The organism is Dactylosporangium sp. CS-047395 (assembly GCF_050942185.1).
In the GTDB taxonomy this organism is placed as follows: Bacteria; Actinomycetota; Actinomycetes; order Mycobacteriales; family Micromonosporaceae; genus Dactylosporangium.
Genome location: NZ_CP192015.1, coordinates 2,242,119 through 2,263,049 on the forward strand (window position 1 = coordinate 2,242,119; position 20,931 = coordinate 2,263,049).

Annotated in this window: 22 protein-coding genes; 15 read left to right on the top strand and 7 right to left on the bottom strand. The window is 71.8% G+C overall.

The genetic code is table 11. From position 1 onward, the window contains the following. Window positions 1-6: 6 nt before the first annotated feature. On the top strand, window positions 7-1,167 hold the full coding sequence (locus tag ACQP00_RS10395) for a family 16 glycosylhydrolase (RefSeq protein WP_433217699.1): 1,161 nt from the start codon (window positions 7-9) through the stop codon (window positions 1,165-1,167). Between the two features lie 40 nt (window positions 1,168-1,207). Here ACQP00_RS10395 and ACQP00_RS10400 read toward each other — a convergent pair whose 3' ends face one another. Beyond that, window positions 1,208-2,659 carry an MFS transporter gene (locus tag ACQP00_RS10400; RefSeq protein ID WP_433217701.1) on the bottom strand — a complete coding sequence of 484 codons (1,452 nt, stop codon included), beginning with the start codon at window positions 2,657-2,659 and terminating at the stop codon, window positions 1,208-1,210. Window positions 2,660-2,733: 74 nt separating this feature from the next. Then, on the bottom strand, window positions 2,734-3,306 hold the full coding sequence (locus ACQP00_RS10405) for a TetR/AcrR family transcriptional regulator (RefSeq protein ID WP_433217703.1): 573 nt from the start codon (window positions 3,304-3,306) through the stop codon (window positions 2,734-2,736). A 177-nt stretch (window positions 3,307-3,483) separates the two neighbouring features. On the opposite strand from ACQP00_RS10405, the gene ACQP00_RS10410 reads away from it, so the two are divergent. After that, complete coding sequence (locus tag ACQP00_RS10410) at window positions 3,484-4,356, top strand: SCO6745 family protein (protein WP_433217705.1); 873 nt, start codon at window positions 3,484-3,486, stop codon at window positions 4,354-4,356. On the opposite strand, the gene ACQP00_RS10415 is transcribed toward ACQP00_RS10410, so the two are convergent. Genes ACQP00_RS10415 through ACQP00_RS10425 form a run of 3 tightly spaced genes read right to left on the bottom strand, consistent with a single transcriptional unit; the run spans window position 4,331 to window position 6,935 of the window. Next, complete coding sequence (locus tag ACQP00_RS10415; RefSeq protein WP_433217707.1) at window positions 4,331-4,597, bottom strand: GNAT family N-acetyltransferase; 267 nt, start codon at window positions 4,595-4,597, stop codon at window positions 4,331-4,333. The two genes, ACQP00_RS10410 and ACQP00_RS10415, sit on opposite strands and share 26 nt — an antisense overlap. Next, window positions 4,598-5,578, bottom strand: a complete 981-nt coding sequence (locus ACQP00_RS10420; RefSeq protein WP_433217709.1) for a pirin family protein — start codon at window positions 5,576-5,578, stop codon at window positions 4,598-4,600. It lies immediately after the preceding gene. A gap of 1 nt (window position 5,579) precedes the next feature. Beyond that, window positions 5,580-6,935, bottom strand: coding sequence for a recombinase family protein (locus ACQP00_RS10425; protein WP_433217711.1), 1,356 nt, complete (start codon window positions 6,933-6,935; stop codon window positions 5,580-5,582). 50 nt (window positions 6,936-6,985) lie between these two features. Between ACQP00_RS10425 and ACQP00_RS10430 the strand changes: the two genes are divergently transcribed. Genes ACQP00_RS10430 through ACQP00_RS10440 form a run of 3 tightly spaced genes read left to right on the top strand, consistent with a single transcriptional unit; the run spans window position 6,986 to window position 8,139 of the window. Continuing rightward, on the top strand, window positions 6,986-7,669 hold the full coding sequence (locus ACQP00_RS10430; protein WP_433217713.1) for an ArsR/SmtB family transcription factor: 684 nt from the start codon (window positions 6,986-6,988) through the stop codon (window positions 7,667-7,669). Between the two features lie 58 nt (window positions 7,670-7,727). Further along, the gene (locus tag ACQP00_RS10435; RefSeq protein ID WP_433217715.1) at window positions 7,728-7,928 is read left to right on the top strand and encodes a hypothetical protein; all 201 of its coding nucleotides are present in this window, start codon (window positions 7,728-7,730) and stop codon (window positions 7,926-7,928) included. Between the two features lie 10 nt (window positions 7,929-7,938). Beyond that, a complete protein-coding gene (locus ACQP00_RS10440) occupies window positions 7,939-8,139 on the top strand; it encodes a hypothetical protein (RefSeq protein WP_433217717.1) in 201 nt (66 codons plus the stop codon). Here the strand turns inward: ACQP00_RS10440 and ACQP00_RS10445 are convergent. Further along, window positions 8,136-9,077, bottom strand: a complete 942-nt coding sequence (locus ACQP00_RS10445) for a glutathione S-transferase family protein (protein WP_433217718.1) — start codon at window positions 9,075-9,077, stop codon at window positions 8,136-8,138. The genes ACQP00_RS10440 and ACQP00_RS10445 overlap by 4 nt on opposite strands. A 19-nt stretch (window positions 9,078-9,096) precedes the next feature. On the opposite strand from ACQP00_RS10445, the gene ACQP00_RS10450 reads away from it, so the two are divergent. From ACQP00_RS10450 to ACQP00_RS10465, 4 genes are all read left to right on the top strand, one after another. Further along, window positions 9,097-9,840 (top strand): crotonase/enoyl-CoA hydratase family protein, encoded by a 744-nt coding sequence (locus tag ACQP00_RS10450; protein WP_433217720.1) that lies wholly within the window; start codon window positions 9,097-9,099, stop codon window positions 9,838-9,840. Window positions 9,841-9,980: 140 nt separating this feature from the next. Continuing rightward, window positions 9,981-10,898 (top strand): serine/threonine dehydratase, encoded by a 918-nt coding sequence (locus ACQP00_RS10455; protein WP_433217722.1) that lies wholly within the window; start codon window positions 9,981-9,983, stop codon window positions 10,896-10,898. Then, a complete protein-coding gene (locus ACQP00_RS10460) occupies window positions 10,885-11,433 on the top strand; it encodes a QsdR family transcriptional regulator (protein ID WP_433058295.1) in 549 nt (182 codons plus the stop codon). The genes ACQP00_RS10455 and ACQP00_RS10460 overlap by 14 nt, the downstream gene beginning before the upstream one ends. Beyond that, a complete protein-coding gene (locus tag ACQP00_RS10465; protein WP_433217724.1) occupies window positions 11,433-12,620 on the top strand; it encodes an FAD-dependent oxidoreductase in 1,188 nt (395 codons plus the stop codon). Before ACQP00_RS10460 ends, ACQP00_RS10465 begins: the two co-directional genes overlap by 1 nt. On the opposite strand, the gene ACQP00_RS10470 is transcribed toward ACQP00_RS10465, so the two are convergent. Next, window positions 12,617-14,209, bottom strand: a complete 1,593-nt coding sequence (locus ACQP00_RS10470; RefSeq protein ID WP_433217726.1) for an alkaline phosphatase D family protein — start codon at window positions 14,207-14,209, stop codon at window positions 12,617-12,619. The two genes, ACQP00_RS10465 and ACQP00_RS10470, sit on opposite strands and share 4 nt — an antisense overlap. 154 nt (window positions 14,210-14,363) lie before the next feature. Between ACQP00_RS10470 and ACQP00_RS10475 the strand changes: the two genes are divergently transcribed. From ACQP00_RS10475 to ACQP00_RS10500, 6 genes are all read left to right on the top strand, one after another. Further along, window positions 14,364-15,050 carry a response regulator transcription factor gene (locus ACQP00_RS10475; RefSeq protein WP_223102380.1) on the top strand — a complete coding sequence of 229 codons (687 nt, stop codon included), beginning with the start codon at window positions 14,364-14,366 and terminating at the stop codon, window positions 15,048-15,050. Between the two features lie 38 nt (window positions 15,051-15,088). Further along, window positions 15,089-16,486: a sensor histidine kinase gene (locus tag ACQP00_RS10480; RefSeq protein WP_433217728.1), complete on the top strand. Its 1,398-nt coding sequence runs from the start codon at window positions 15,089-15,091 to the stop codon at window positions 16,484-16,486. A gap of 239 nt (window positions 16,487-16,725) precedes the next feature. Continuing rightward, a complete protein-coding gene (locus ACQP00_RS10485; RefSeq protein WP_433217730.1) occupies window positions 16,726-18,789 on the top strand; it encodes an RICIN domain-containing protein in 2,064 nt (687 codons plus the stop codon). After that, window positions 18,786-19,388: a hypothetical protein gene (locus ACQP00_RS10490; RefSeq protein ID WP_433217732.1), complete on the top strand. Its 603-nt coding sequence runs from the start codon at window positions 18,786-18,788 to the stop codon at window positions 19,386-19,388. Before ACQP00_RS10485 ends, ACQP00_RS10490 begins: the two co-directional genes overlap by 4 nt. Window positions 19,389-19,487: 99 nt before the next feature. After that, complete coding sequence (locus ACQP00_RS10495) at window positions 19,488-19,745, top strand: hypothetical protein (protein ID WP_433217734.1); 258 nt, start codon at window positions 19,488-19,490, stop codon at window positions 19,743-19,745. A 113-nt stretch (window positions 19,746-19,858) separates the two neighbouring features. Further along, window positions 19,859-20,923: a LacI family DNA-binding transcriptional regulator gene (locus ACQP00_RS10500; RefSeq protein WP_433217736.1), complete on the top strand. Its 1,065-nt coding sequence runs from the start codon at window positions 19,859-19,861 to the stop codon at window positions 20,921-20,923. The last annotated feature ends 8 nt before the right edge of the window (window positions 20,924-20,931 follow it).

The window sequence follows — 20,931 nt, forward strand, 5'->3', positions numbered from 1 at the left end:
GAACCGATGCGCCGCCTCGCAACCGTCCTCGTCACCGCCGCCCTGATCCTGACCCCGGCCGCCGTCGCCCATGCCGATCCCACCGGCACCGGCTGGACGCTGGTCTTCTCCGACGACTTCAACGCGTCCACCGTGGACACCGCGAAGTGGAACTACCGCACCGACAGCAAGGCCTACAGCACCCAGCGCCCCGAGAACGTCTCCGAGTCCGGCGGGAACCTGAACATCGCCCTGAAGCAGGAGACCTTCGGCGGCAAGGACTACACCGGGGGCGGGGTCGTGTCGAAACAGGCGCTGCGCTACGGCTACTACGAGACCCGCGCCAAGCTCAACGACGGCGCCGGCTGGCACAGCAGCTTCTGGATCATGTCCGGCGACGGCGCGACGACGTTCCCGGCCTCGCAGCGCACCGAGATCGACGCGTTCGAGATCGACTCGATCACGCCGAACCGCATCCACCACGGCGTGCTGACGTGGAAGGGCAACGGCGTGTCGGCCGGCAAGTCGTACGGCACCACCTACAACAGCTCCACAGTGGACACCCGGCAGTGGCACACGTACGGGCTGGACTGGTCCGAGACGAGCGCGCGGTTCTATGTGGACGGTGCGCTGGCCTACACCGCGCCGTACCTGCCGAGCGACTGGACGCACGACTACACGAACATCTGGCTCACGAGCATCGCGTACGGCTCGGTCCCGGACGCGGCGAAACTGCCGGCGACGGTGCAGTTCGACTACGTGAAGTACTGGCAGAAGGACTACTACGTCGACAACGACGGCCCGGCGGCCTACGGGTACTCGGAGACCGGCACCTGGGCCGACTCCACGCTGACCGGCTGGACGGTCGCCTCGCCGACCCGCTACTCGGCGTGCGGCGCGGCCGGCAACACGGCGACCTGGCGGCCCAACCTCCGCGCGGCCGGCACCTACCAGGTCTTCTACTACAAGGTCGCGGCCGCGAACAGCGACCCGGCCACCCGGCTGGACGTCGTGCACTCAGGGACGACCTCCACCACGACGGTCAACGGCACGTCGGGCCCGGCGGGCTGGGTGAGCCTCGGGACGTACACCTTCGGCTCCGGCACTTCGGGATCGGTGAAGCTCACCAGCTCCGGCTCCGGCTCCGGCTGCGCCCGCGCGGACGCGGTGAAGTTCGTGCGGGTCTGAGCGCCGGGGGCCCGCCGTCGAGCGGGCCCCCGGGCACCGGTCAGCCCAGGTGGACCGGGGTCACCTCGGCCACTTCCGGCTTGGTGTTGCGCACCATCGTGATGACCAGGACGGTGGCCACCGCCAGGAGCACGGCGCTCGCCGTGAAGGCGACGTTGTAGCCGTGGATCGCCGCGTGCGCCTGGGTCAGCGGGGAGCCGGCCCCGGCCGCGTGGTCCGCGATGTAGCCGGTCACCGCCGTGGTGAAGATGGTGTTGAGCAGGGCGGTGCCGAGCGAGCCGCCGACCTGCTGGGTCGTGTTCACCATCGCGCTGGCCACACCCGCGTCGTGGTTGGCGATGCCGGCCAGGGCCAGGCTCGACATCGGCACGAAGACCAGGCCCATGCCCAGGCTCATCGCCACGAACGCCGGCAGGATGCTCACCGCGTAGCTCGAGTCGAGGTCGAGGCGGGTCAGCCAGATCATCGACGCGGTGGCGAGCACGCCGCCGACCGACATGAGGATCTTCGGGCCGGTGCGGGGGAGCAGGCGCGAGGCGATGACCGCGGCGGCGATGATGCCGCCCGAGAACGGCATGTACGCCACGCCGCTCTTCAGGGCCGACCAGCCCATGGTCTGCTGCAGGTAGAACGTCATGAACAGGAACATGCCGAGCATGCCGGCCCCGAGCAGGATCGACACCAGGTAGGACGCGCCCCGGTCGCGGTCGAACAGCACGCGCAGCGGCAGCAGCGGGTGCTTCGTCCGCGACTCCCAGTACAGGAACGCGCCCAGCAGCACGACCGCCGAGGCCAGCCAGCCGATCGTCACGCCCGAGCCCCAGCCGTCGGTCGCCGCCTTGGTGAAGCCGTAGACCAGCGCCACCTGACCGGCCGTGGCGAGAATCGCCCCTGGGATGTCGTACCGCGTGTCCCCCGACGCCTTGCTCTCGCGCACGAGCGGGATGGCGGCCACGAACGCGAGGACCGCGATCGGGATGTTGACGAGCAGGCACCAGCGCCAGTCCGCGTACTCCGTGAGCACACCGCCGGCGAGCAGGCCGATCGCGGCGCCACCGCCGGAGATGCCGCCGAAGACGCCGAACGCCTTGGCGCGCTCCTTGGCCTCGGTGAACGTCACCGTGATGAGCGACAGGGCGGCCGGGGCGAGCAGAGCGCCGAACAGACCCTGCAGGCCGCGGGCGGCGAACAGGGTGCCCGCGTTCACCGCGGCCCCGCCCAACGCCGAAGCGCCCGCGAAGCCGAGCAGGCCGATGAGGAAGGTGCGCTTGCGGCCGAAGAAGTCGGCGATCCGGCCGCCGAGCAGCAGCAGGCCGCCGAAGGTGAGCGTGTACGCGGTGACGATCCACTGCCGGTCGGCCGTCGAGATGTCGAGCGCCTGCTGGGCCGACGGCAGCGCGATGTTCACGATCGTCGCGTCGAGCACGACCATGAGCTGCGCGACGGCGATGACGGCGAGCGCGAGCCAGCGCCGCGGATCAGGTGGTACCAAAGAAGATGATTTAACGGATATGTCAGAAGTCAGGACAGCATCGTTCGCCACGTGGCAAACCCCCAGTGAAGTCTTCAGCCCCGCTGAAGAATCGGCATCAACACACCGTCGACCAGCCGCTCGACGAACTCCTCGTCGAGGGGACCGTTCTGCCACATGCGCCGGCTCGTGACCATCGCATGCAGGACCTCGTGCAGCAGGTCCGCGGACGTCCCGGGAGGGACCTCGCCGCGGGCGGCCGCGCGTTCGAGCATCGACTCGTACATGCCGTGCTTGGTCGAGTACGCACATCGGTACATGACCTCGGCCAGCTCCGCGTTGTGCGTCGCCGCCGTCAGCAGCCCGGTGAACACCGCGCCGTCCGGCCCGCACGCGGCCGTGCACACGGCGTTGAGCTGCGCGAACAGGTCGCCGCGGAGGGAGCCGGTGTCGGGGGGCTGCGCTGCCCCGCCGTACCGGTGCTCGACCGCCTCCATGACCAGCTCCGGCTTGCTCGGCCAGCCCCGGTAGATGGTCGCCTTGCTCGCACGGGCCCGCGCGGCGACGGCGTCCATCGTCATCCGGTCGTAGCCGACCTCGCCGAGCAGCTCGAACACCGCGTCGCAGATGGCGGCGCGGCGGTCGGCCTTGGTGGAGGTCACGGTCACGAGTCCGAACCTAGCGCGCGAACCCGAGCGAAACGAAACCGTTTCGTACACCACTTCTGTGAGCGGCGCCACACCGGATTTCCACGCGGCGCCCCGGCCCTGTAACGCAAGACGGTGTGACAAACCTGCGGGCCCCGGCGGTACTGCCATGGCCCGCACCCGCCTATCGTCAGGTCCATGACGACAGAGCTGTCGACCGAGCGGCGCATGTGGGCGCTCTTCGAACCGTTGCACGCGGTCACCTACTTCGCCCCGCAGGGCCGGGCCGCGTTCGAGGAGGCGGGACTGCACGGCTTCTGGCGCGGGTACTTCGCCGGGCGCGCCGCCCCGCTCGGCCCGGTCAGCGCCGCCCCGGTCGTCGCCGCCTTCTACGGCTTCGCCCCGCGCATGGTCGAACGGGCGCTGCCCGAGCTGTGGACCCGCCTGTCACCCGAGGCCGCCCTGGCCGCCCGCCTCGACGGCGCCCGCCGCGCCCTCACCCCCGCGGTGGAGGGCCTCGACGGCGTCGACGAGATGGCGGCGCTGCTGCGCGAGGCCGCCACCGGCGCCGAAACCTACGGCCGGGTCCTCGCCGCCGCCAACGCCGCCCAGCCCTGGCCCGACGACGCCCTCGGCGCGATCTGGCTCGCCGCCACCATCCTGCGCGAGCACCGCGGCGACGGTCACCTCGCGGCCCTGCTCGTCGAGGGCCTGGACGGCGCCGAGGCGATGGTCTGGCGGGTCGCCCTCAACGACGGCCGCGGACGCAAGATGGCCCAGCCGTCCCGCGGCTGGACCGACGAGGAGTGGGACGCCGCCCGCACCCGGCTCCACCAGCGCGGCTACCTCGACAGCGAGGGCACGGCGTCGGAGAAGGCGCGCTCGGCGTACCGAATCCTCGAAGAGACCACCGACCAGCTCGCCGCGCGCCCATGGCAGACGCTCGGCCCGCAGCGGACCGAGCGCCTGGCCGAACTGCTCACCCCGGTCACCGACCGGATCAACACCGAGCTGGCCGCCTTCTATCCCAACTGGATCAAGCTGCCTATGCCAGCTCGGGGTGCCTCTTGATGTAGGCCGCGATGAACGGGCACTGGGCGATGATGTTCAGCCCCGCGTCCTTGGCGAGGGTCAGGGCCCCGTTGGCCAGCTTGCTGCCGACCCCCTGCCCCTCGTACTGCGGCTCAACCTCGGTGTGCGTGAACGTCACCGTGTCCCCGTCGAGGCGGTAGTAGGCGAACCCGGCCTTCTCCCCGTCGACGCGAATCTCGTACCGGTGTTCCCCGGCGTTGTCGCTGACCTCGAAGTCCACTCAGGACGCCTCTCCCCGAACGTGCGCGTGCGCCGCGGGGATGCTGCCGAGCCGACCGGCCTGGTAGTCCTCGAACGCCTGCATCACCTCGGCCTTGGTGTTCATGACGAACGGACCATACGCCACCACGGGCTCCCGGATCGGCTGACCGCCGAGGAACAGCACGTCCATCGTGGGGTGGTCCGGGTTCTGCTTGGCGTCGGCGGTCACCGTGATGCTGTCACCCTCGCCGAAGACGGCCAGCTGGCCGAGCTCCACCGGGCGCCCCTTGGTCCCGACGGTGCCCTTGCCGGCCAGGGTGTACGCGAGCGCGTTGAAGTCCTTGCGCCACGGCAGCGTCAGCGACGCCCCGGGCGAGATGGTCGCGTGGATGAGCGTGATCGGCGTGTACGTGACGCCCGGCCCCGCATGCCCGTCGAGCTCACCGGCGATCACGCGCAGCAGCGACCCGCCGTCGGGTGAGGTCAGCAGCGACACGTGGCTACCCCGGATGTCCTGATACCGCGGCGCGGCGAGCTTGTCCGCCTTCGGCAGGTTCACCCACAGCTGGAAGCCGTGGAAGAGGCCGCCGCTGACGACGAGGTGCTCGGGCGGGGTCTCGATGTGCAGGATCCCGGAGCCGGCCGTCATCCACTGCGTGTCGCCGTTGGTGATGGTGCCACCGCCGCCGTTGGAGTCGTGGTGGACGAACTCGCCGTCAATGATGTAGGTGACCGTCTCGAAGCCGCGGTGCGGGTGCCACGGGGTTCCCTTCGCCTCGCCGGCCGGGTAGAGCACCTCACCCATCTGATCCATGTGGATGAACGGGTCGAGTCGGCGGAGGTCGACACCGGCGAATGCCCGGCGGACCGGGAAGCCCTCGCCCTCGTATCCCTTGGGAGCCGTCGTCACGGAGATCACCGGACGCGGCTGGGACGCCACCGGATCGGGTGTGGCGACGCGCGGCAGTGCAAGAACGTTGTCGACCGTGATCGCGGGCATGTCACGCCTCCAGGGATGCGGCTGGTTTCGCCTGAGCAAACGATACTTGCGAGACAAGTATTCCGCAAGTCAACAATATCGAGACGCGCTCGGCGACGGGCGCCCTGCATCCCGGGCCGGGCGCCTTGGTGACCGTGATGCGCCGGACGAGCAGGGCGACGAACGCGCGGCGCTCGTCCAGCGGCGCCCCGCTCCACCAGGACCGGTCGCTTCCAGTGGCGTGCGCGAAGACGTTCCCGACGACGTGCTCGTCCAGCGCGCGCTGCGAGATGGTGCAATCGCCGGCGTGGTCGCCGGGCCGGCGTACACCTCTGGGCCGGGTGCACCGGTACGCCGGGCGGAAGCCGTGCCGGGTGTTGCGGTGCGACTTCATGGCGGCGCCGCACTCGCAGTAGAGGATGCCAAGCGCCGACAGCAGGGCAGGCCGGGGCGGGTCGAGCGGCGCCGCTCGGGTCGGGCGTCGGTCCAGCCGGTGCTGCAGGCGGAACCAGGTCTCCGGGTCGATGATCCGGGGGTGCGCCTCGATCGGGCGGCCGTCCGGATCGCGAACGATGCGATAGCCGGCGACGCTCGCGCTCGGGCGGCCGTCGGGTCGCGTCCGGTCGGCGTAGACGACCTCGGCCGCGAAGCCGGCGACACGCGGGTCGCGGACGATGCGGTCGAGCGTGCGCAGACACCAGGCGCTGTTCGCGGTCTGCTTGCCGACGGTGGCGCCCCGGGTCGGAATGCCGTCGGCGTTCAGGGCGGCGGCGATGCCGGTCAGCGTGGCGGGGGAGTCGGCGTCGAGCAGGCGCCCGACGACGTGGCGGATCACGGCGGCCTCGTCGTCGCGGCGGGCGAGGCGCTGGATGACGAAGGGGTCGCCGTCGGCGGTGTGCCGGGTCTCCGGAGCGAGCGCGAATCCGTACGGCGCCTTGCCCGACAAGTACCCACCAAGTTCGCGGGCGGCGGCCTTCACGGCGCTGACAGCCGCGCTCTTGCTCCTGGATTCGGCGTGCGCGGCGTTGAGCCCGGCGACGAGGCGGATCAGGTCCGAGGCGTTGCCGCGCCGGAACTCGCCCTCGACGATCGAGACGATCGTGACGCCGCGGTCGAGCAGGTCGATCAGCACCGGGACGACGTCGAGCGGGTCAGCGCGGGACAGCCGGCTGATGTTGAACGTGATGATGACGTCCACGAGGCCGGCGTGGCAGGCGGCGATGAGTCGGTCGAGGGACGGGCGGGCGGCGCCGGTGTAGGCGGAGATGCCGTTGTCCTCGTAGGAGCCGACCCAGTGGGCGCCGAGTTCGTGGGCGCGGACGCGGGCGATCTCGCGTTGCGTGGCCGGGGATGCTTCTGAGTATAGCCATTGGGCCATACGCAGAATAGTGCGGCGGTGGCCGAAGCATCGGCGGGGAGGATGGAGGTATGAGTACGGAGGCGCGTGGGTTGGCCGGGCTGGCGATGTTGCTGGCGGACGAGACGCGGGCGGCGATGTGCCTCGCGCTGCTCGACGGCCGTGCCTGGACCGCCGGGGAACTCGCCGCGCACGCCGGGGTGGCCCGGTCCACCGCCACCGAGCACCTCGATCGGCTGGTCGACGGGGGGCTGCTGCAGGAGGAGCGGCAAGGCCGGCACCGGTACGTCCGGCTCGCCGATGCCGAGGCCGCGCAGCTCATCGAGGATCTCTCCGCGCGGCTCGAGCCCGATCGGACGCCGCCTCGGGGGTTGCGGCAGGCGGCGGCGTCGGCGGCGATGAAGCGGGCGCGGACCTGCTACGACCACCTGGCCGGCGAACTGGGGGTCGCGGTGGCCGATGCGATGACGGCGCGCGGGTTCATCGATCAGCGGGGCGGGTTCGCGATCACCGAGGCGGGCCTGGGCTGGCTGGGCGACGAGCTCGACATCGTGCTGCAGGCGAAACGCCGGCCGCTGGCCAGGGGATGCATCGACTGGACCGAGCGGCGCCCGCACCTCGCCGGGGTGGCGGGGGCGCGGCTGTGCGAGCGGTTGCTGGAGCGGCGGTGGGTGGTACGGATCGGGACCACCAGGGCCGTCAAGGTCACGAAGGCGGGGCAGGAGGGGCTGCACGCACTTCTGGGCATCGATTAGGTTTTCGCGCGCCTGGGTAGACAGCGGTCAACACCGACGTGAATCCCCGGAGGCTGACGTGTTCGCTGTGATCGCCGCGATCCTGTTCGCGGTAGCCCTTCTGCTTGATCTGCTCGGTGCCGACACCGGGCCGGTGCTCGATGCCGGGACGCTGAGCCTGGCCGGCTTCCTGTGCATCGCGCTGCACCTGGCGGGTGCGGGCACCTGGACGTCGAGCCGGTGGAGCAACCGGCGCCGGCGGGGTTACGCGCGCCGATAGTATCGGGGCCGTGGAGCCTCTCCTCGTGCTCGCGGGTCTCGCTGTGGTGTGCGCCGGGCTGGTACTGCTGGCCCGGCGCATCCGGCGGCGCAACCTGCACGGCGGCCTGCTCAGCGTGGCCGAGGAGCTCTACCTGCCGTCCGCGAAGCGGCTGCGGGGGGAGACGCAGGAAGTACGACAGGCGGAACAGAAGTCGGGCGAGAAGCCCTAGGCGATCCAGGCCGACAGATCAGGGCCCTTCGGCACGACGCCTGACGGGTTCAGGTTGGCGTGGGTGCCGAAGTAGTGGCGCTTGATCTGGTCGAAGTCGACGGTCTCGCCGAAGCCGGGCGTGCCGTACAGCTCCCGCGCGTACCGCCACAGGCTCGGCATCTCGGCGAGTTTGTTGCGGTTGCACTTGAAGTGCGTGTGGTACACGGCGTCGAAGCGCACCAGCGTGGTGAACAGGCGCACGTCGGCCTCGGTGATGTGCTCGCCCATGAGGAAGCGCCGGACGGCCAGCCGCCGCTCGAGGTCGTCGAGGCGGGCGAACAGGCGCTCGTACGCCTGGTCGTAGGCCTCCTGCGTGGTGGCGAAGCCGCAGCGGTACACCCCGTTGTTCACGTCCTCGAAGATCTCCTGCATGAGCTGGTCCATCTCGGCCCGGCTCGCGGCCGGCAGCAGCTCGGGCCGCCGGGTGGCCAGGGGCGCCCAGTCGGTGGACAGGTCGAGCGTGATCTGCGGGTAGTCGTTGGTGACGACGCAGCCCGTGACGGTGTCGATGATCGCGGGCACGGTGACCCGGCCGGTGTAGGCGGGGTCGGTGCCGGCGTACGCCTCGGCCAGGAACTCGATGCCGAGCACCGGGTCGCGGCCGCCGGGGTCGAGGGAGAAGCGCCAGCCGCGCTCGTCGCGGATCGGGTCGACGGTGCCCAGGGAGAGCGCGTCCTCCAGGCCCATCAGGCCGCGGACGATGACCGCGCGGTGGGCCCACGGGCAGGCCCGGGACCAGATCAGCCGGTACCGCCCGGGCTCCAGCGGCCACCGCCCCCGCTCGTCGGGGCCCTCGCCGGGCGCGGAGTCCGACTCGGCGGCGATCCGGCCGGTGAAGTGGTTGGGCTGACGGACGAACTCGCCGCGGGATGACGTCTCCCGCTGGAACTGCGCCATATCTACGACACTAGCCCGTATGACCGTTCGTGTTGAGCGCCGAGACCGGGTGTGGACCGTCGTGCTGGACCGGCCGGAGGTCCGCAACGCGGTGGACGGGCCGACCGCGGAGGCCCTGGCGACGGCGTTCCGCGAGTTCGACGCCGACCCCGACTTCGACGTGGCCGTGCTCTGGGGCGCCGGGGGCAGCTTCTGCGCCGGAGCCGACCTGAAAGCCTTCTCGAACCGCGTGGAGCCGGACGGCGACGGTCCGATGGGCCCGACCCGCATGCGGCTCTCCAAGCCGGTGATCGCCGCGGTGTCCGGCCACGCGGTCGCCGGCGGGCTGGAGCTGGCGATCTGGTGCGACCTCCGGGTCGTCGAGGAAGACGCGATCTTCGGCGTGTACTGCCGCCGCTGGGGCGTCCCCCTCATCGACGGCGGCACCGTGCGCCTGCCCCGGCTGATCGGGGCCGGCCGCGCCCTCGACCTGATCCTGACCGGCCGCCCCGTCGACGCCCAGGAGGCACTGCGCATCGGCCTGGCCGACCGGGTGGTTCCGCCGGGAACCGCCCGCGAGGCGGCCGAGGCGCTGGCCGTGCAACTGTCCGCGCTGCCGCAGGAGTGCCTGCGCAACGACCGCAGCGCCCTGTACGAGTCGCTGGGCCGCACAGTCGAGGAAGGCCTGGCAATCGAGTACGAACGGGGAGTGGCCTCCCTGGCGAGTGGCGCACGGCAAGGTGCCGCCCGCTTCATAGCCGGCGAGGGCCGCCACGGCGAATAAGACTCGGTGCGGTGTTGAGGGGGTGTGGGTGGAGCGAAGCTCCCCCACCGCTTTTCAGGACATTCGACGGTCCAACCCCGCCGCCAAGGCGCCCATACAGCGCTCCGACCTTCCGCTGCGCAAGGACATAGGGTGATCAGGTGGTGAACAGGGGAGACGTCGAGGCCGCGGCGCGGCGGATCGGTTCGTTCGTGCGGTCCACGCCGTCGTACGAGGTGCGGCCCGGCCTGTGGTTCAAGCTCGAACTGCTCCAGCACAGCGGGTCGTTCAAAGCGCGCGGCGCGTTCAACCGGATCCTGGCCGCCCGCGAGGAGGGCGTGCTGCCTGCGGCCGGGGTGGTCGTCGCGTCGGGTGGCAATGCGGGGCTCGGGGTGGCGTACGCGGCGGCGACGCTGGGAGTGCCGGCGGAGGTGTTCGTGCCGCTGACCGCGCCCGCGACGAAGGTGGCCCGGCTCAAGGAGCTCGGCGCGCGGGTGGAGCAGCACGGCCGGGAGTACGCGGAGGCCCATGCCGCCTCGATGGTGCGGGTGGCCGAGACCGGGGCGCTGTTCGTGCACGCGTACGACCAGCCGGAGATCGTGGCCGGGCAGGGCACCCTCGCGCTGGAGCTGCCGCCGGCCGACACGGTCGTCGTCGCGGTCGGCGGGGGCGGGCTCGTCGGCGGGGTCGCGGCGGCGGTCGGCGACCGGGCGCGGATCGTGGCGGTCGAGCCGGAGGGGGCGCCGACGCTGCACGCCGCCCTGGCCGCGGGAGCGCCGGTGGACGTTCCCGTCGACAGTGTGGCCGGTGACTCGCTCGGTGCGCGTCGGGTGGGCGGGATCGCGTTCGATTTGGCGGTACACCATAAGGTCGAAAGCATCCTCGTGAGCGATGCGGCGATCGTGGCCGCGCGCCGGCGGCTGTGGCAGGAGCACCGGCTCGCGGTGGAGCACGGTGCGGCGGCCGCGCTCGCCGGGCTGGCGCTGGTCGAGGAGCCGGGCACGGCCGTGGTGGTGCTGTGCGGGGCGAACACCGACCCGGCGACCCTGCACGCCGAGCCGGCCCATGCCGCCGGATGAGGTCTTCGACGCGGCGCTGAAGCGGTTCCTCGCCCAGCAGCGCGTCGACATGCGCTCGCTCGCCGCCGAGCTCGGGATCGGCCGGGCCACCCTGTACCGGCGCGCGGGCGGGCGGGATCAGGTGCTCGGGCACGTGCTGTGGTACCTCACCGACCGCAACCTGGACCGGGCCGTCCGCGCGGTCGAGGGCCGCCGCGGCGCCGACCGGATCGTGGCGATGATCGGGCACTTCCTCAACGCCGTGCAGGACCAGCCGGCCCTGCGGCACTTCCTGGCCACCGAGCCGGAGGCGGCGCTGCGCATTCTGACCTCGAAACGGGGCATCGTGCAGGGGCGGGTCGTCGCCCACCTCGAGGGGCTGATCCGGGAGGAGATCGCGACTGGGGCTTTTGCCCCAAGACTCGATGCGCGCACGCTGGCGTTTGTCGTCGTGCGGATCGGGGAGAGTTTCCTGTACGCCGACGCCATCGCGGACGGCGAGCCGGACGTGGAACAGGCGCTGGAGATCATCGGGCGGTTGCTGGAAGGTTCGTGATGCTGGTCAAGGCAGATGTGTGCGTCGTCGGCGGCGGCCCCGCGGGCCTGGTCCTCGCGCTGTTGCTGGGCCGGCGCGGGATCGACACCGTGGTGCTGGAGAAGCACGAGACGTTCCTGCGCGACTTCCGCGGCGACACCGTGCACCCGTCCACGCTGCAGCTCATGGACGAACTCGGCCTGGGCGAGGAGCTGGCGCAGCTCCCGCACCGCATCGTGCGCGACTTCCGGATCAGCTACGAGGGCGGCGGCACGTTCCACCCGGCCGACTTCAACCGCCTGAACGTCCCGCATCCGTACGTCATGATGCTCCCGCAGTGGGACTTCCTCGAACTGCTGGCGCGGCACGGGGACTTCGCGCTGTACCGGCGCTGTGAGGTGACGGCCGTCAACCGCCGCGACCGGCGCGTGGTCGGCGTGACGGCCCAGACGCCGCAGGGCCCGGTCGAGGTCGCCGCCCCGCTGACGGTCGCGTGCGACGGGCGCCATTCGACGGTACGGCGGGAGCTCGGACTGCGCTCCAAGGACTTCGGCGCGCCCATCGACGTGCTGTGGTTCCGCCTGCCGCGCTCGCCCGGGGATCCCGAGGGCCTGGCCGGCCAGGTCGGCGACGGACGGCTCTTCATCGGCATCGACCGCGGCGAGTACTGGCAGCTGGGCTGGGTCGTCCCGAAGGGCGGCGACGAGCGCATCCGGGCCGCCGGGCTCTCCGAGTTCCGGGCCGGGATCGCCGCGAGCATCCCGTGGCTGGCCGACCGGGTCGGCGAGCTGCACTCCTGGGACGACGTGCACACCCTGACCGTGCGCATGGACCGCCTGTACCGCTGGAGCGTCCCCGGCGCCCTCCTGATCGGCGACGCGGCGCACGCCATGTCCCCGGTCGGCGGCGTCGGCATCAACCTGGCCATCCAGGACGCGGTGGCCGCCGCCCGCGTGATCGGCGCCGCGTTCGACCAGGGCCGCCCGCCGACCGACCGCGAACTCGCCGCCGTCCAGCGCCGCCGCGCCCTGCCGACCGCGGGCACCCAGCTCGTCCAGCGCGCGATGCAGCGGGGCGTGCTGTTCCCCGCGGTGACCGGCCGCCCGAGCCGGCCACCGCTGCCCGTCCGCCTGCTGGACCGCTACCCACCGCTGCGCACGCTTCCCGCCCGCGTGATCGGCGTGGGCATCCGGCCCGAGCACGTCTAGCCTGCGACGAGGCGCGAGACGCCCTTGTTCACCTTGTACGACTTGACCTTCGTGGCCGTGGTGTTCGGGTCCTTGCGCTCCCGGACGTGGTACCAGTCCATGCGGCACGAGTCGGGGCGGACCTCCAGCACGCCGTAGCCGTGGCCGTCCAGCTCGGCCCACTTCACGTGCGGGTTGGCGGCGCGCACGATGCTCGCCGCGATCGGGCCGACCAGCCCCGGCGGCACGCCGACGAAGTCGTTGACGTTGTCGCTGGTGATCGACGGCACCACGAACTCGACGGCGGTGGGGGAGTTGAGCGTGGACAGCGTGGTCAGCTCGTTCGCCCAGCTGGTGTGGATGTCGCCGGTGATGAACACGGTGTCGCGGACGTTGTTGGCCCGCAGGTGGTTGACCAGCTCGTCACGGTCGGCGTTGTACCCGTCCCACTGATCCGTGTTGATCGCGTACCCGTTGGACGGGATGCCGAGCAGCTTGCCGACCGGGCCGAGCAGCCAGGCCGGCAGGGTGCCGACGTCGACCCGGGCGATCATGTCCGGGTTGCCGACGATCTTCCACTGCGCGGTCGACGCGGCCAGCCCCTGCTTGAGCCAGCTCATCTGGTCGTCCCCGGTGATCGTGCGCGCGGGGTCGTCGACGGCGCCCCCGGACGCCTGCTGCGACCGGTACGAGCGCAGGTCCAGCATGCTCAGCTCGGCCAGCTTCCCGAACCGCACCCGCCGGTAGATGTGCCCGTCGTCAGCCAGCCGCACCGGCATCCACTCGGCATAGGCCTGCCGGGCCGCGGCCACCCGGGCGGCGAAGGAGCCCTCGGTCGCCGGGTCGTGGTTCTCGGCCCCGCCGGCCCACATGTCGTTGGCCACCTCGTGGTCGTCCCACGTGATGATCCACGGCACCGCGGCGTGCAGCGCCTGTGCGTCAGGATCCGTCTTGTACTGCGCATGCCGGATCCGATAATCCGCCAGCGAGACGATCTCGTGGGTCGGCTGGGCCTGCCGCACGACCGTCCCACCGGCGGTGAACCCGCCCGACGCGTACTCGTACAGATAATCGCCCAGGTGCACGACCGCCTGCAGGTCCCCGCGCTGGGCGAGGAGCCGGTAGGGCGCGAAGTAGCCGGCCTCCCAGTTCGAGCACGACACCACTCCCAGCCGCAGCAGGGCAACAGCGGCATCGTCGGCGGGCGCGGTCAACGTCCGCCCGGTCCCCGACCACTGCCCGGCCACCCCGAACCGGTACCAGTAGGTCGTGGCCGGTTGCAGTCCGCGCACATCCACCTTCACCGTGTGATCGCGCTCCGGCCCGGTCAGGAACTCGCCGGACCGGACCACGGCGGCGAACCCGGGATCGGTGGCGACCTGCCAGGTGACGGTGGTGGCCGGACCGACGCCGGAGCCAGGGGTCGCCTGGGCGGTGGGCGTGACCCGGGTCCACAGCAGGATCCCGTCCGGCAGCGGGTCACCGGAGGCCACCCCGTGCACGAAGAGCGGGGTGGCGGCGGAGGCCTGGGTCGCCACGGCGACGGCGGCCGCGGCGGCACCCCCGGCGATGAGCAGAGCGCGCCGGGTCACGGCAGCATCGACAGTCATGGTTGTCGTTTGTACTGCGAGCAGCCACTGGGCAGTACCCGTTCGCGTGGAAGTTGTGGCGAACGGGCGATGTCGCCTGTCGAAAATTAGTACATGTCGGATTCGTCCATAGACCACAGGGGCTGCCACTGGACATAGGCAGTACCTTCTCTGCATGGCCACGGTGTTGCTGGTTGAGGACGACCATGTCGTGCGGGGCGCCCTGCTGCGTTCCCTGACCGACCGGGGTCACACGGTGCACGCGGTCGGCACGGCCCTGGAAGCCCTGCGCCGCTTCGCTGCCGAGACCCCTGACCTGGTCGTGCTCGACCTCGGTCTGCCCGACCTGGACGGCGCCGACGCGCTGCGCATGCTGCGCGGGATCGCGGACACGCCGATCATCATCGCCACCGCCCGCGACGACGAGGCGGAGATCGTCCGGCTGCTCAAGGCGGGCGCCGACGACTACATGATCAAGCCGTTCACCTCGGCCCACCTGGACGCCCGGATGACCTCCGTGCTGCGCCGCACGGGACGGGCGAGTCGCGAGGAGCCCACCGCCATCGAGGTGGGAGGCTTGCGGGTGGACATCGGCCAGCGCCAGGCATACCTGCACGGCGAGCCGCTGACCCTGACCCGCAAGGAGTTCGACCTGCTGGCGTACCTCGCCGCCCGGCCCGGCCGGGTGGTCTCACGCCGTGAGCTGTTGGAGGAGGTATGGCGGCAACCCTCAGTGGGCGAGGACCAGACGATCGACGTGCATCTGTACTGGCTACGCCGGAAACTTGGCGAGAGCGCGTCAGCGCCCAGATACCTGCACACCGTGCGGGGCGTGGGCTTCAGGTTCAGCGCCCCGGACTGAGGCGCACCCTCGCCTACGTCTCCGCGGCGGTCACCACGATGGTGGCGCTCGCCTTCCTGATCCCGCTGGGACTCGTCGTCCAGCAGCTCGCCCGCGAGCGTGCGCTCGCCGACGCCGAACGCCAGACCGCCGTGGTCGTGGCGGTGCTCACCGTGACCACCGACCCGCTGAGCATCGAGCGGGCCATCGCCAGCACCGGCGGCCCGGCGGTCACGCGCGTCTCCGTGCACAACCTCGGGCAGGCCGGCGCGGAGATCGGCATGGGGCACGCGGCCCCGGCCGACCTGACCCGGGCCGCGGACGCCGCCGCGCCCGTCGTCGCCGAGGTGAAGGGCGGCCAGTCGTACCTCGAGCCGGTCGACCTCGGCGAGGGCCGCACGACCGTCGTGGAGGTCTTCATCCCCGAGTCGGAGCTGTCCAACGGGGTCGCGGGCGCCTGGTGGGCCCTCGGCGCCGTCGCGCTCGGGCTGATCATCGCCTCGGTCTGGGTCGCCGACCGGCTGGCCTCGCGGATCATCATGTCCGCGCGGCAGCTGGCGGGCGCGGCCGGGGCGCTCAGCGAGGGGTACCTCGACGTCCGCATCGATCCGCAGGGCCCGGCCGAGCTGGCCGACGCGAGCTTCGCGCTCAACGTCATGGCCGACCGGATCATGGCCTTGCTGTCCAACGAGCGCGAGCTGGTCGCCGACCTCTCGCACCGGCTGCGCACCCCGCTGACCGCGCTGCGCCTGGACGCCGAGACCCTCGACGACTCCCAGGACGCCGAGCGCATCCGCGACGCCATCGCCGCCCTCGAGGTCGAGGTGGACAAGCTCATCCGGGCCATGCGGGAGCCCATCGACGCGCACTCGCCGACCCCCGACAAGGGCGAGCGGGTCGACGGGGCGGCCGCCTCGATCGGCGACGAGGGCTGCGACGTGGCCGAGGTGGTCCGCGACCGGATGATGTTCTGGTCGGCCGTCGCCGGTGACCAGGAGCGCGACTGCAAGGCGATCGGCACCGACGCCCCGGCCCCGGTCAACGTGCCCAAGGGCGAGCTGGCCGCGGCCCTGGACGCGCTGATCGGCAACGTGATCCGCTACACCCCGCAGGGCGTGCCGTTCGAGGTGGCGGTGACCCGGCGCGAGGACGGCTACGTCGTGCTGCGCGTCGAGGACGGCGGCCCCGGCATCCCCGACCCGGAACTGGCCATGCAGCGCGGCGAGAGCCAGCAGGGCTCGACCGGGCTGGGCCTGGACATCGTCAAGCGGGTCGCGATCGCCGGCAACGGCACCGTGAACATCGGCACCAGCTCGGCCCTCGGCGGGGCCAGCGTGGTGATCGTCATGACCGACGCCGACCCGGCCCCGAAGGACGCCCCGCCGCCGTCGCGTTGGCTGGTCGGGCGGCTGTCCCGCGAGCCCAACGAGCGTCGATCCCGCCGCCGCTCGGCATAGGCAGACACCCGTACATATGACTGGAACAACTTTCACTTAGAACTGTCTTAACTGGCCCGTTCCAGGTGGAACGGGCCGGTGCCACCTGGCTATGGTCAGCGCGTTCCCACGTGGACGCCCGGCACTCATCCGCCTTGCCACCCTCGAAGGCCGGTCGTCCCGCGCGCGGTGAGGATCGGTACCTCTGCCCTGTGCCGGTCCTCGCCGCGCGCCTCTTTCCCCTCCCGGAGGATCCGAGCGTGCAAGCGCGACCCGACAAGCCCCGCCGCCCCGTGCGCCGCATCGTGACGGCGGCTGCCGTCGTCGTGCTCGGCGCCGGCGCGGCCATCGCCGGACCCGGCGCCTTCCAGACCCTCTTCCACGAGCGGGACCGCGAACCGACCGCGATCTCCCAGGTCCCCGGGGACAACCCCGAGCAGGGCCTGATCTACGAGGGCCTGACCCCGGCGAAGAAGGGCGAGCCCTGCGTCGGTGGCTACCAGCTCACCGAGCGCGACCAGTGCAGCCACGGCCCCGACGTCCCGCCGACCGGCCTGAGCGTCCGCACCCAGGTCAAGGCCGTCGCCGCGGTGACCAAGGACGACCTGCCGCCCGCCGACACCGCCGCCGCTCCCCAGGAGCAGACGGTGCTCGCCGACGAGAACGTGGCCGAGGGCGCCGACGGTGGCTTCGCGGTCGTTCCGGACGCGGTCGCCGCCGACGGCTCCACCGCCGCCGCGGTCGGCGCGAGCGGTGTCGTGTGCGACGGCGACGGCGTGACCGGCAAGCGCGTGCAGGTGCTCTACGTGCGCGACGTCAACACCAAGAGCCGTTTCGGGGAGTACCTCGAGTCCTTCCGGACCTGGTCGGCCGGCATCGAGACGATCTACAACGCGAGCGCCCAGGAGACCGGCGGCGAGCGCCACGTGCGCTTCGTGACCACCCCGGACTGCAAGGTCGACATCCGCGAGGTCGAGCTCGGGGCGGGTGGCATGGCCACCTTCGACGCCACCATCAACGGGCTGAAGGCGCTGGGCTACAACCGCACCGACCGCAAGTACGTGATCTTCGGTGACGCCACCGTGTACTGCGGCATCGGCACCTTCGCCGGTGACACCCAGCCGGGCGAGAAGAACCGCAGCAACGGCGGCCCGGGCTACGGCCGCAGCGACAGCGGCTGCTGGGCGGCCAGCGTCGCCGCCCACGAGCTGGGCCACAACCTCGGCGCCGTGAACAACAACGCGCCGAACTCCAGCAAGGCCGGTCACTGCCTCGACGAGCACGACATCATGTGCTACAACGACTCGGGCGGCCTCAAGACGGCCGTCAAGTGCGCGGACGAGAAGCACGAGAACCGGCTCGACTGCAACCACGACGACTACTACAACACCAACCCGAGCCCGGGCAGCTACCTGGCGAACAACTGGAACGTGGCCAACAACCAGTTCCTGATCGCCGGCGGCGGCGGCACCACTCCGCCCCCGACCCCGACGGCGACCGCGAACCCCACGCCGACGAAGACGACCGCCTCTCCGACGCCGACCCCGTCGAAGACCACGTCCTCGCCGACTCCGACGCCGACGAAGACCACCGCCTCGCCGACTCCGACGAAGACGGCCCAGCCGACGCCGACGCCCACCAAGACGTCCACCGGCGGCCTGAAGGAGCTTCGGACCAGTGCTATCGACGCGACCTCTGTTCGCCTGTCCTTCGACTCGGCCGGGGCCGGTTCCCGGTACGCGATCCAGGTCAACGGCCGCACCATCGGCGTCACCCCCGCGACCAACGTCCGGATCGTCGGCATGCGCGCCGACACCGACTATCAGGTCGGGGTTTCGCTCTCGCAGAACCGCACCCTGACCCCGTGGACCAAGACCGTCGCGGTGCACACCGCCGCGGCCGCGTCCCCGGCCGCCGGGGCGTGGATGGTGTTCGGCAACAGCCTGACCGGCGGGGTCGTGGACCTCTTCGGTGCGCGGCGGGCGGCCGGCACGCCGGTCATCCTGTACAGCCGGCACAACGGCGCCAACCAGCAGTGGAAGCTCGAGGCCGCCGGCAACGCGTTCCTGATCCGCTCGAAGGCGACCAACGAGTGCCTGAGCACCGCGGGCAACAAGGACGCGGCGGGCTCCACGGTGGTGCAGACGGACTGCAACGCCGCGCTGAAGTGGACCGTCACCAAGACCGACAGCGGATTCGCCCTCACCTCGCCGTCGGGCCTGGTGGTCGGGGTGAGCAACAGCCAGTACTTCGGCAGCCGACTGCTGGTGCTGCAGAAGGCGTCCGGCGCGAAGTACCAGAGCTGGGTGCCGCAGCAGGCATGACGATCCCCCCGTACGAACCGCCCGGCCCGGCGCCCCTGTGGCGCCGGACTGCGGCGTGCCTGACGGCGACCGTCCTCGCGGTCGCCGTCGCGGTCTTCGGGTTCGCCGAGGAGGCCGACGCCCACGCCGGGGTGGTGCTGACCCTGCACGGCGACGGGGCCGGCTCGGTCTGGGTCACCGCCGTCTGGCAGGACGGCCACCCGGTGACCGAGCCGATCGGCATGACCATGCTGGCCACGTCCAGCGCGGGGGAGCGCGTCGGGCCGGCCCCGCTGAAGCGCAACGGGGACGCGGTGACGTACAGCGGAACCCTGACCCCCGGCGACTGGACCGTCGTCGCCGACATGGGCACCCCGGCGATCGGCCGCTGCGAGGGCGTGCTGCACGTCGCGGCGGCGGGCGCGACTCCCACGCCGGACGAGAAGACGTGCACCCCGCCACCGGCCCCGTCGGCGGCCGCCACGGCACCCGTCGAGTCCTCGTCGTCCTTCACCTGGCTCTGGTACGTCCTGGGCGCCGTCGTCATCGCCGGTGTCCTGGCGGCCGTGTTCCTGCGCCCGACCCGTGCTCCGGCCCCGAAGAAGAAGCGGCGCCGATAGTCTCGCGCGTCACGTTGGCCGATATTGGCTTGACCGGTACAGCCGGTCGACCTACTGTACCGGTATAGGCATCGTTTACCGGTACAGAAGGAGCCCGCGATGAGCACTTTCCCGTTCGCCATGGTCGTGTCGCAGTCGGCGCTGTCGGAGCAGTACGGTTCGGCCTACGGGTCGGCTTACGGTCCGGCCTGGAACGGCGAGTCGTTCGAGTACGCCAGCGCCCTGCCGCACGCCCCCGTAGTCGACCACGAGGTGCCGGTCCGGCCGCCGCGGTCGTACCGCACCCGGGCGGCACTGGCCGGCGTGCTGCACCGCGCCGCCGAGGCGGTCGCCCCGGCCGCGGTGGCCGCACGCTGACGTTTCCCGGCCCGTCCCCGGTCTGCCGCGGCGGCCGCCCTTCGAAGGGCGGCCGCCGCGCTGCGCGTTAAGGTTCAGCGGGGAGGACATCCATAGACGAGGGAGGCGCTGCGGTGGGACGAGTGACGCTGCAGACGATCGCCGACCGGGTGGGCGTGAGCCGCATGACGGTCTCGAACGCCTTCTCGCGCCCCGATCAGCTGTCCCCGACCCTGCGCGACCGGATCCTCGCCGTCGCCGACGAGCTCGGCTACGTCGGCCCCGACCCGGCCGCCCGGGCCCTGGCCAAGGGCACCACGGGCGCCGTGGGCATCCTGCTGACCGACTCCCTGAGCCAGGCCTTCAGCGACGAGGTCGCCACCACCTTCCTGGGCGCCATCGCCGACGAGCTGGCCTCGACCGGCCTCGGCCTGACCCTGCTGACCACGAACACCGCGGGCAACGTCATCCCGGCCCGCGACGTGGCCATGGACGGCGCCATGGTCTACTCCTGCGACCCCGAGAACCTCGGCGTCGACTGGCTCCTGCGCCGCAAGATCCCCCTCGTCTACGTCGACCAGATCCCGGCCGACGGCATCCCCGCGGTCAACGTCGCCGACCGCGCCGGCGCCCGGGCCGCCGCCCAGCACCTGGTCGACCTCGGCCACCGCCGCGTCGGCGTGGTGACCTCGGGCATCCGCGGCCGGCACGGCCTCATCGGCCCGGACGACTCCGCCGACGTCATCGACGGCTACGTGGCCGACCAGCGCCTCTCCGGCTGGCTCGACGCCCTGACCCCGGCCGGCATCACCCCGGTGATCGCCCGCCGCCCGCACGGCGACCCCGACTCGGGCTACCAGGCCGCGCAGCTGCTCCTGGCCGCGGAGGAGCCCCCGACGGCCATCCTGTGCTTCTCCGACGCCCTGGCCCAGGGCGTGATGGAGGCCGCCGTGGACCTGGGCCTGACGGTCCCGGACGACCTCTCGGTGGTCGGCTTCGACGACAGCCCGGCGGCGGCCCGGATGCGCCCGCCGCTGACCACCGTCCGCCAGGACATCCACGCCAAGGGCCACGCCGCGGCGGCCGCCCTGACCAGGTCCATCGAGGCGGCCCGCACCGGCGACGACCCCCCGGCCGAACACCTCCGCCTCCCCGCCGACCTGATCGTCCGGGCCAGCACCGCCGCCCCGCGCTCCTGACGCTTCGG

What these genes read in the sequence shown, in the direction of transcription:
- ACQP00_RS10395 (WP_433217699.1), top strand. Translation starts at nt 7, where the DNA reads ATGCGCCGCCTCGCAACCGTCCTCGTCACCGCCGCCCTGATCCTGACC.
- ACQP00_RS10410 (WP_433217705.1), top strand. Translation starts at nt 3,484, where the DNA reads ATGACGACAGAGCTGTCGACCGAGCGGCGCATGTGGGCGCTCTTCGAA.
- ACQP00_RS10420 (WP_433217709.1), bottom strand. Translation starts at nt 5,578, where the DNA reads ATGCCCGCGATCACGGTCGACAACGTTCTTGCACTGCCGCGCGTCGCC.
- ACQP00_RS10425 (WP_433217711.1), bottom strand. Translation starts at nt 6,935, where the DNA reads ATGGCCCAATGGCTATACTCAGAAGCATCCCCGGCCACGCAACGCGAG.
- ACQP00_RS10430 (WP_433217713.1), top strand. Translation starts at nt 6,986, where the DNA reads ATGAGTACGGAGGCGCGTGGGTTGGCCGGGCTGGCGATGTTGCTGGCG.
- ACQP00_RS10445 (WP_433217718.1), bottom strand. Translation starts at nt 9,077, where the DNA reads ATGGCGCAGTTCCAGCGGGAGACGTCATCCCGCGGCGAGTTCGTCCGT.
- ACQP00_RS10450 (WP_433217720.1), top strand. Translation starts at nt 9,097, where the DNA reads ATGACCGTTCGTGTTGAGCGCCGAGACCGGGTGTGGACCGTCGTGCTG.
- ACQP00_RS10460 (WP_433058295.1), top strand. Translation starts at nt 10,885, where the DNA reads ATGCCGCCGGATGAGGTCTTCGACGCGGCGCTGAAGCGGTTCCTCGCC.
- ACQP00_RS10465 (WP_433217724.1), top strand. Translation starts at nt 11,433, where the DNA reads ATGCTGGTCAAGGCAGATGTGTGCGTCGTCGGCGGCGGCCCCGCGGGC.
- ACQP00_RS10470 (WP_433217726.1), bottom strand. Translation starts at nt 14,209, where the DNA reads ATGACTGTCGATGCTGCCGTGACCCGGCGCGCTCTGCTCATCGCCGGG.
- ACQP00_RS10475 (WP_223102380.1), top strand. Translation starts at nt 14,364, where the DNA reads ATGGCCACGGTGTTGCTGGTTGAGGACGACCATGTCGTGCGGGGCGCC.
- ACQP00_RS10480 (WP_433217728.1), top strand. Translation starts at nt 15,089, where the DNA reads ATGGTGGCGCTCGCCTTCCTGATCCCGCTGGGACTCGTCGTCCAGCAG.
- ACQP00_RS10490 (WP_433217732.1), top strand. Translation starts at nt 18,786, where the DNA reads ATGACGATCCCCCCGTACGAACCGCCCGGCCCGGCGCCCCTGTGGCGC.
- ACQP00_RS10495 (WP_433217734.1), top strand. Translation starts at nt 19,488, where the DNA reads ATGAGCACTTTCCCGTTCGCCATGGTCGTGTCGCAGTCGGCGCTGTCG.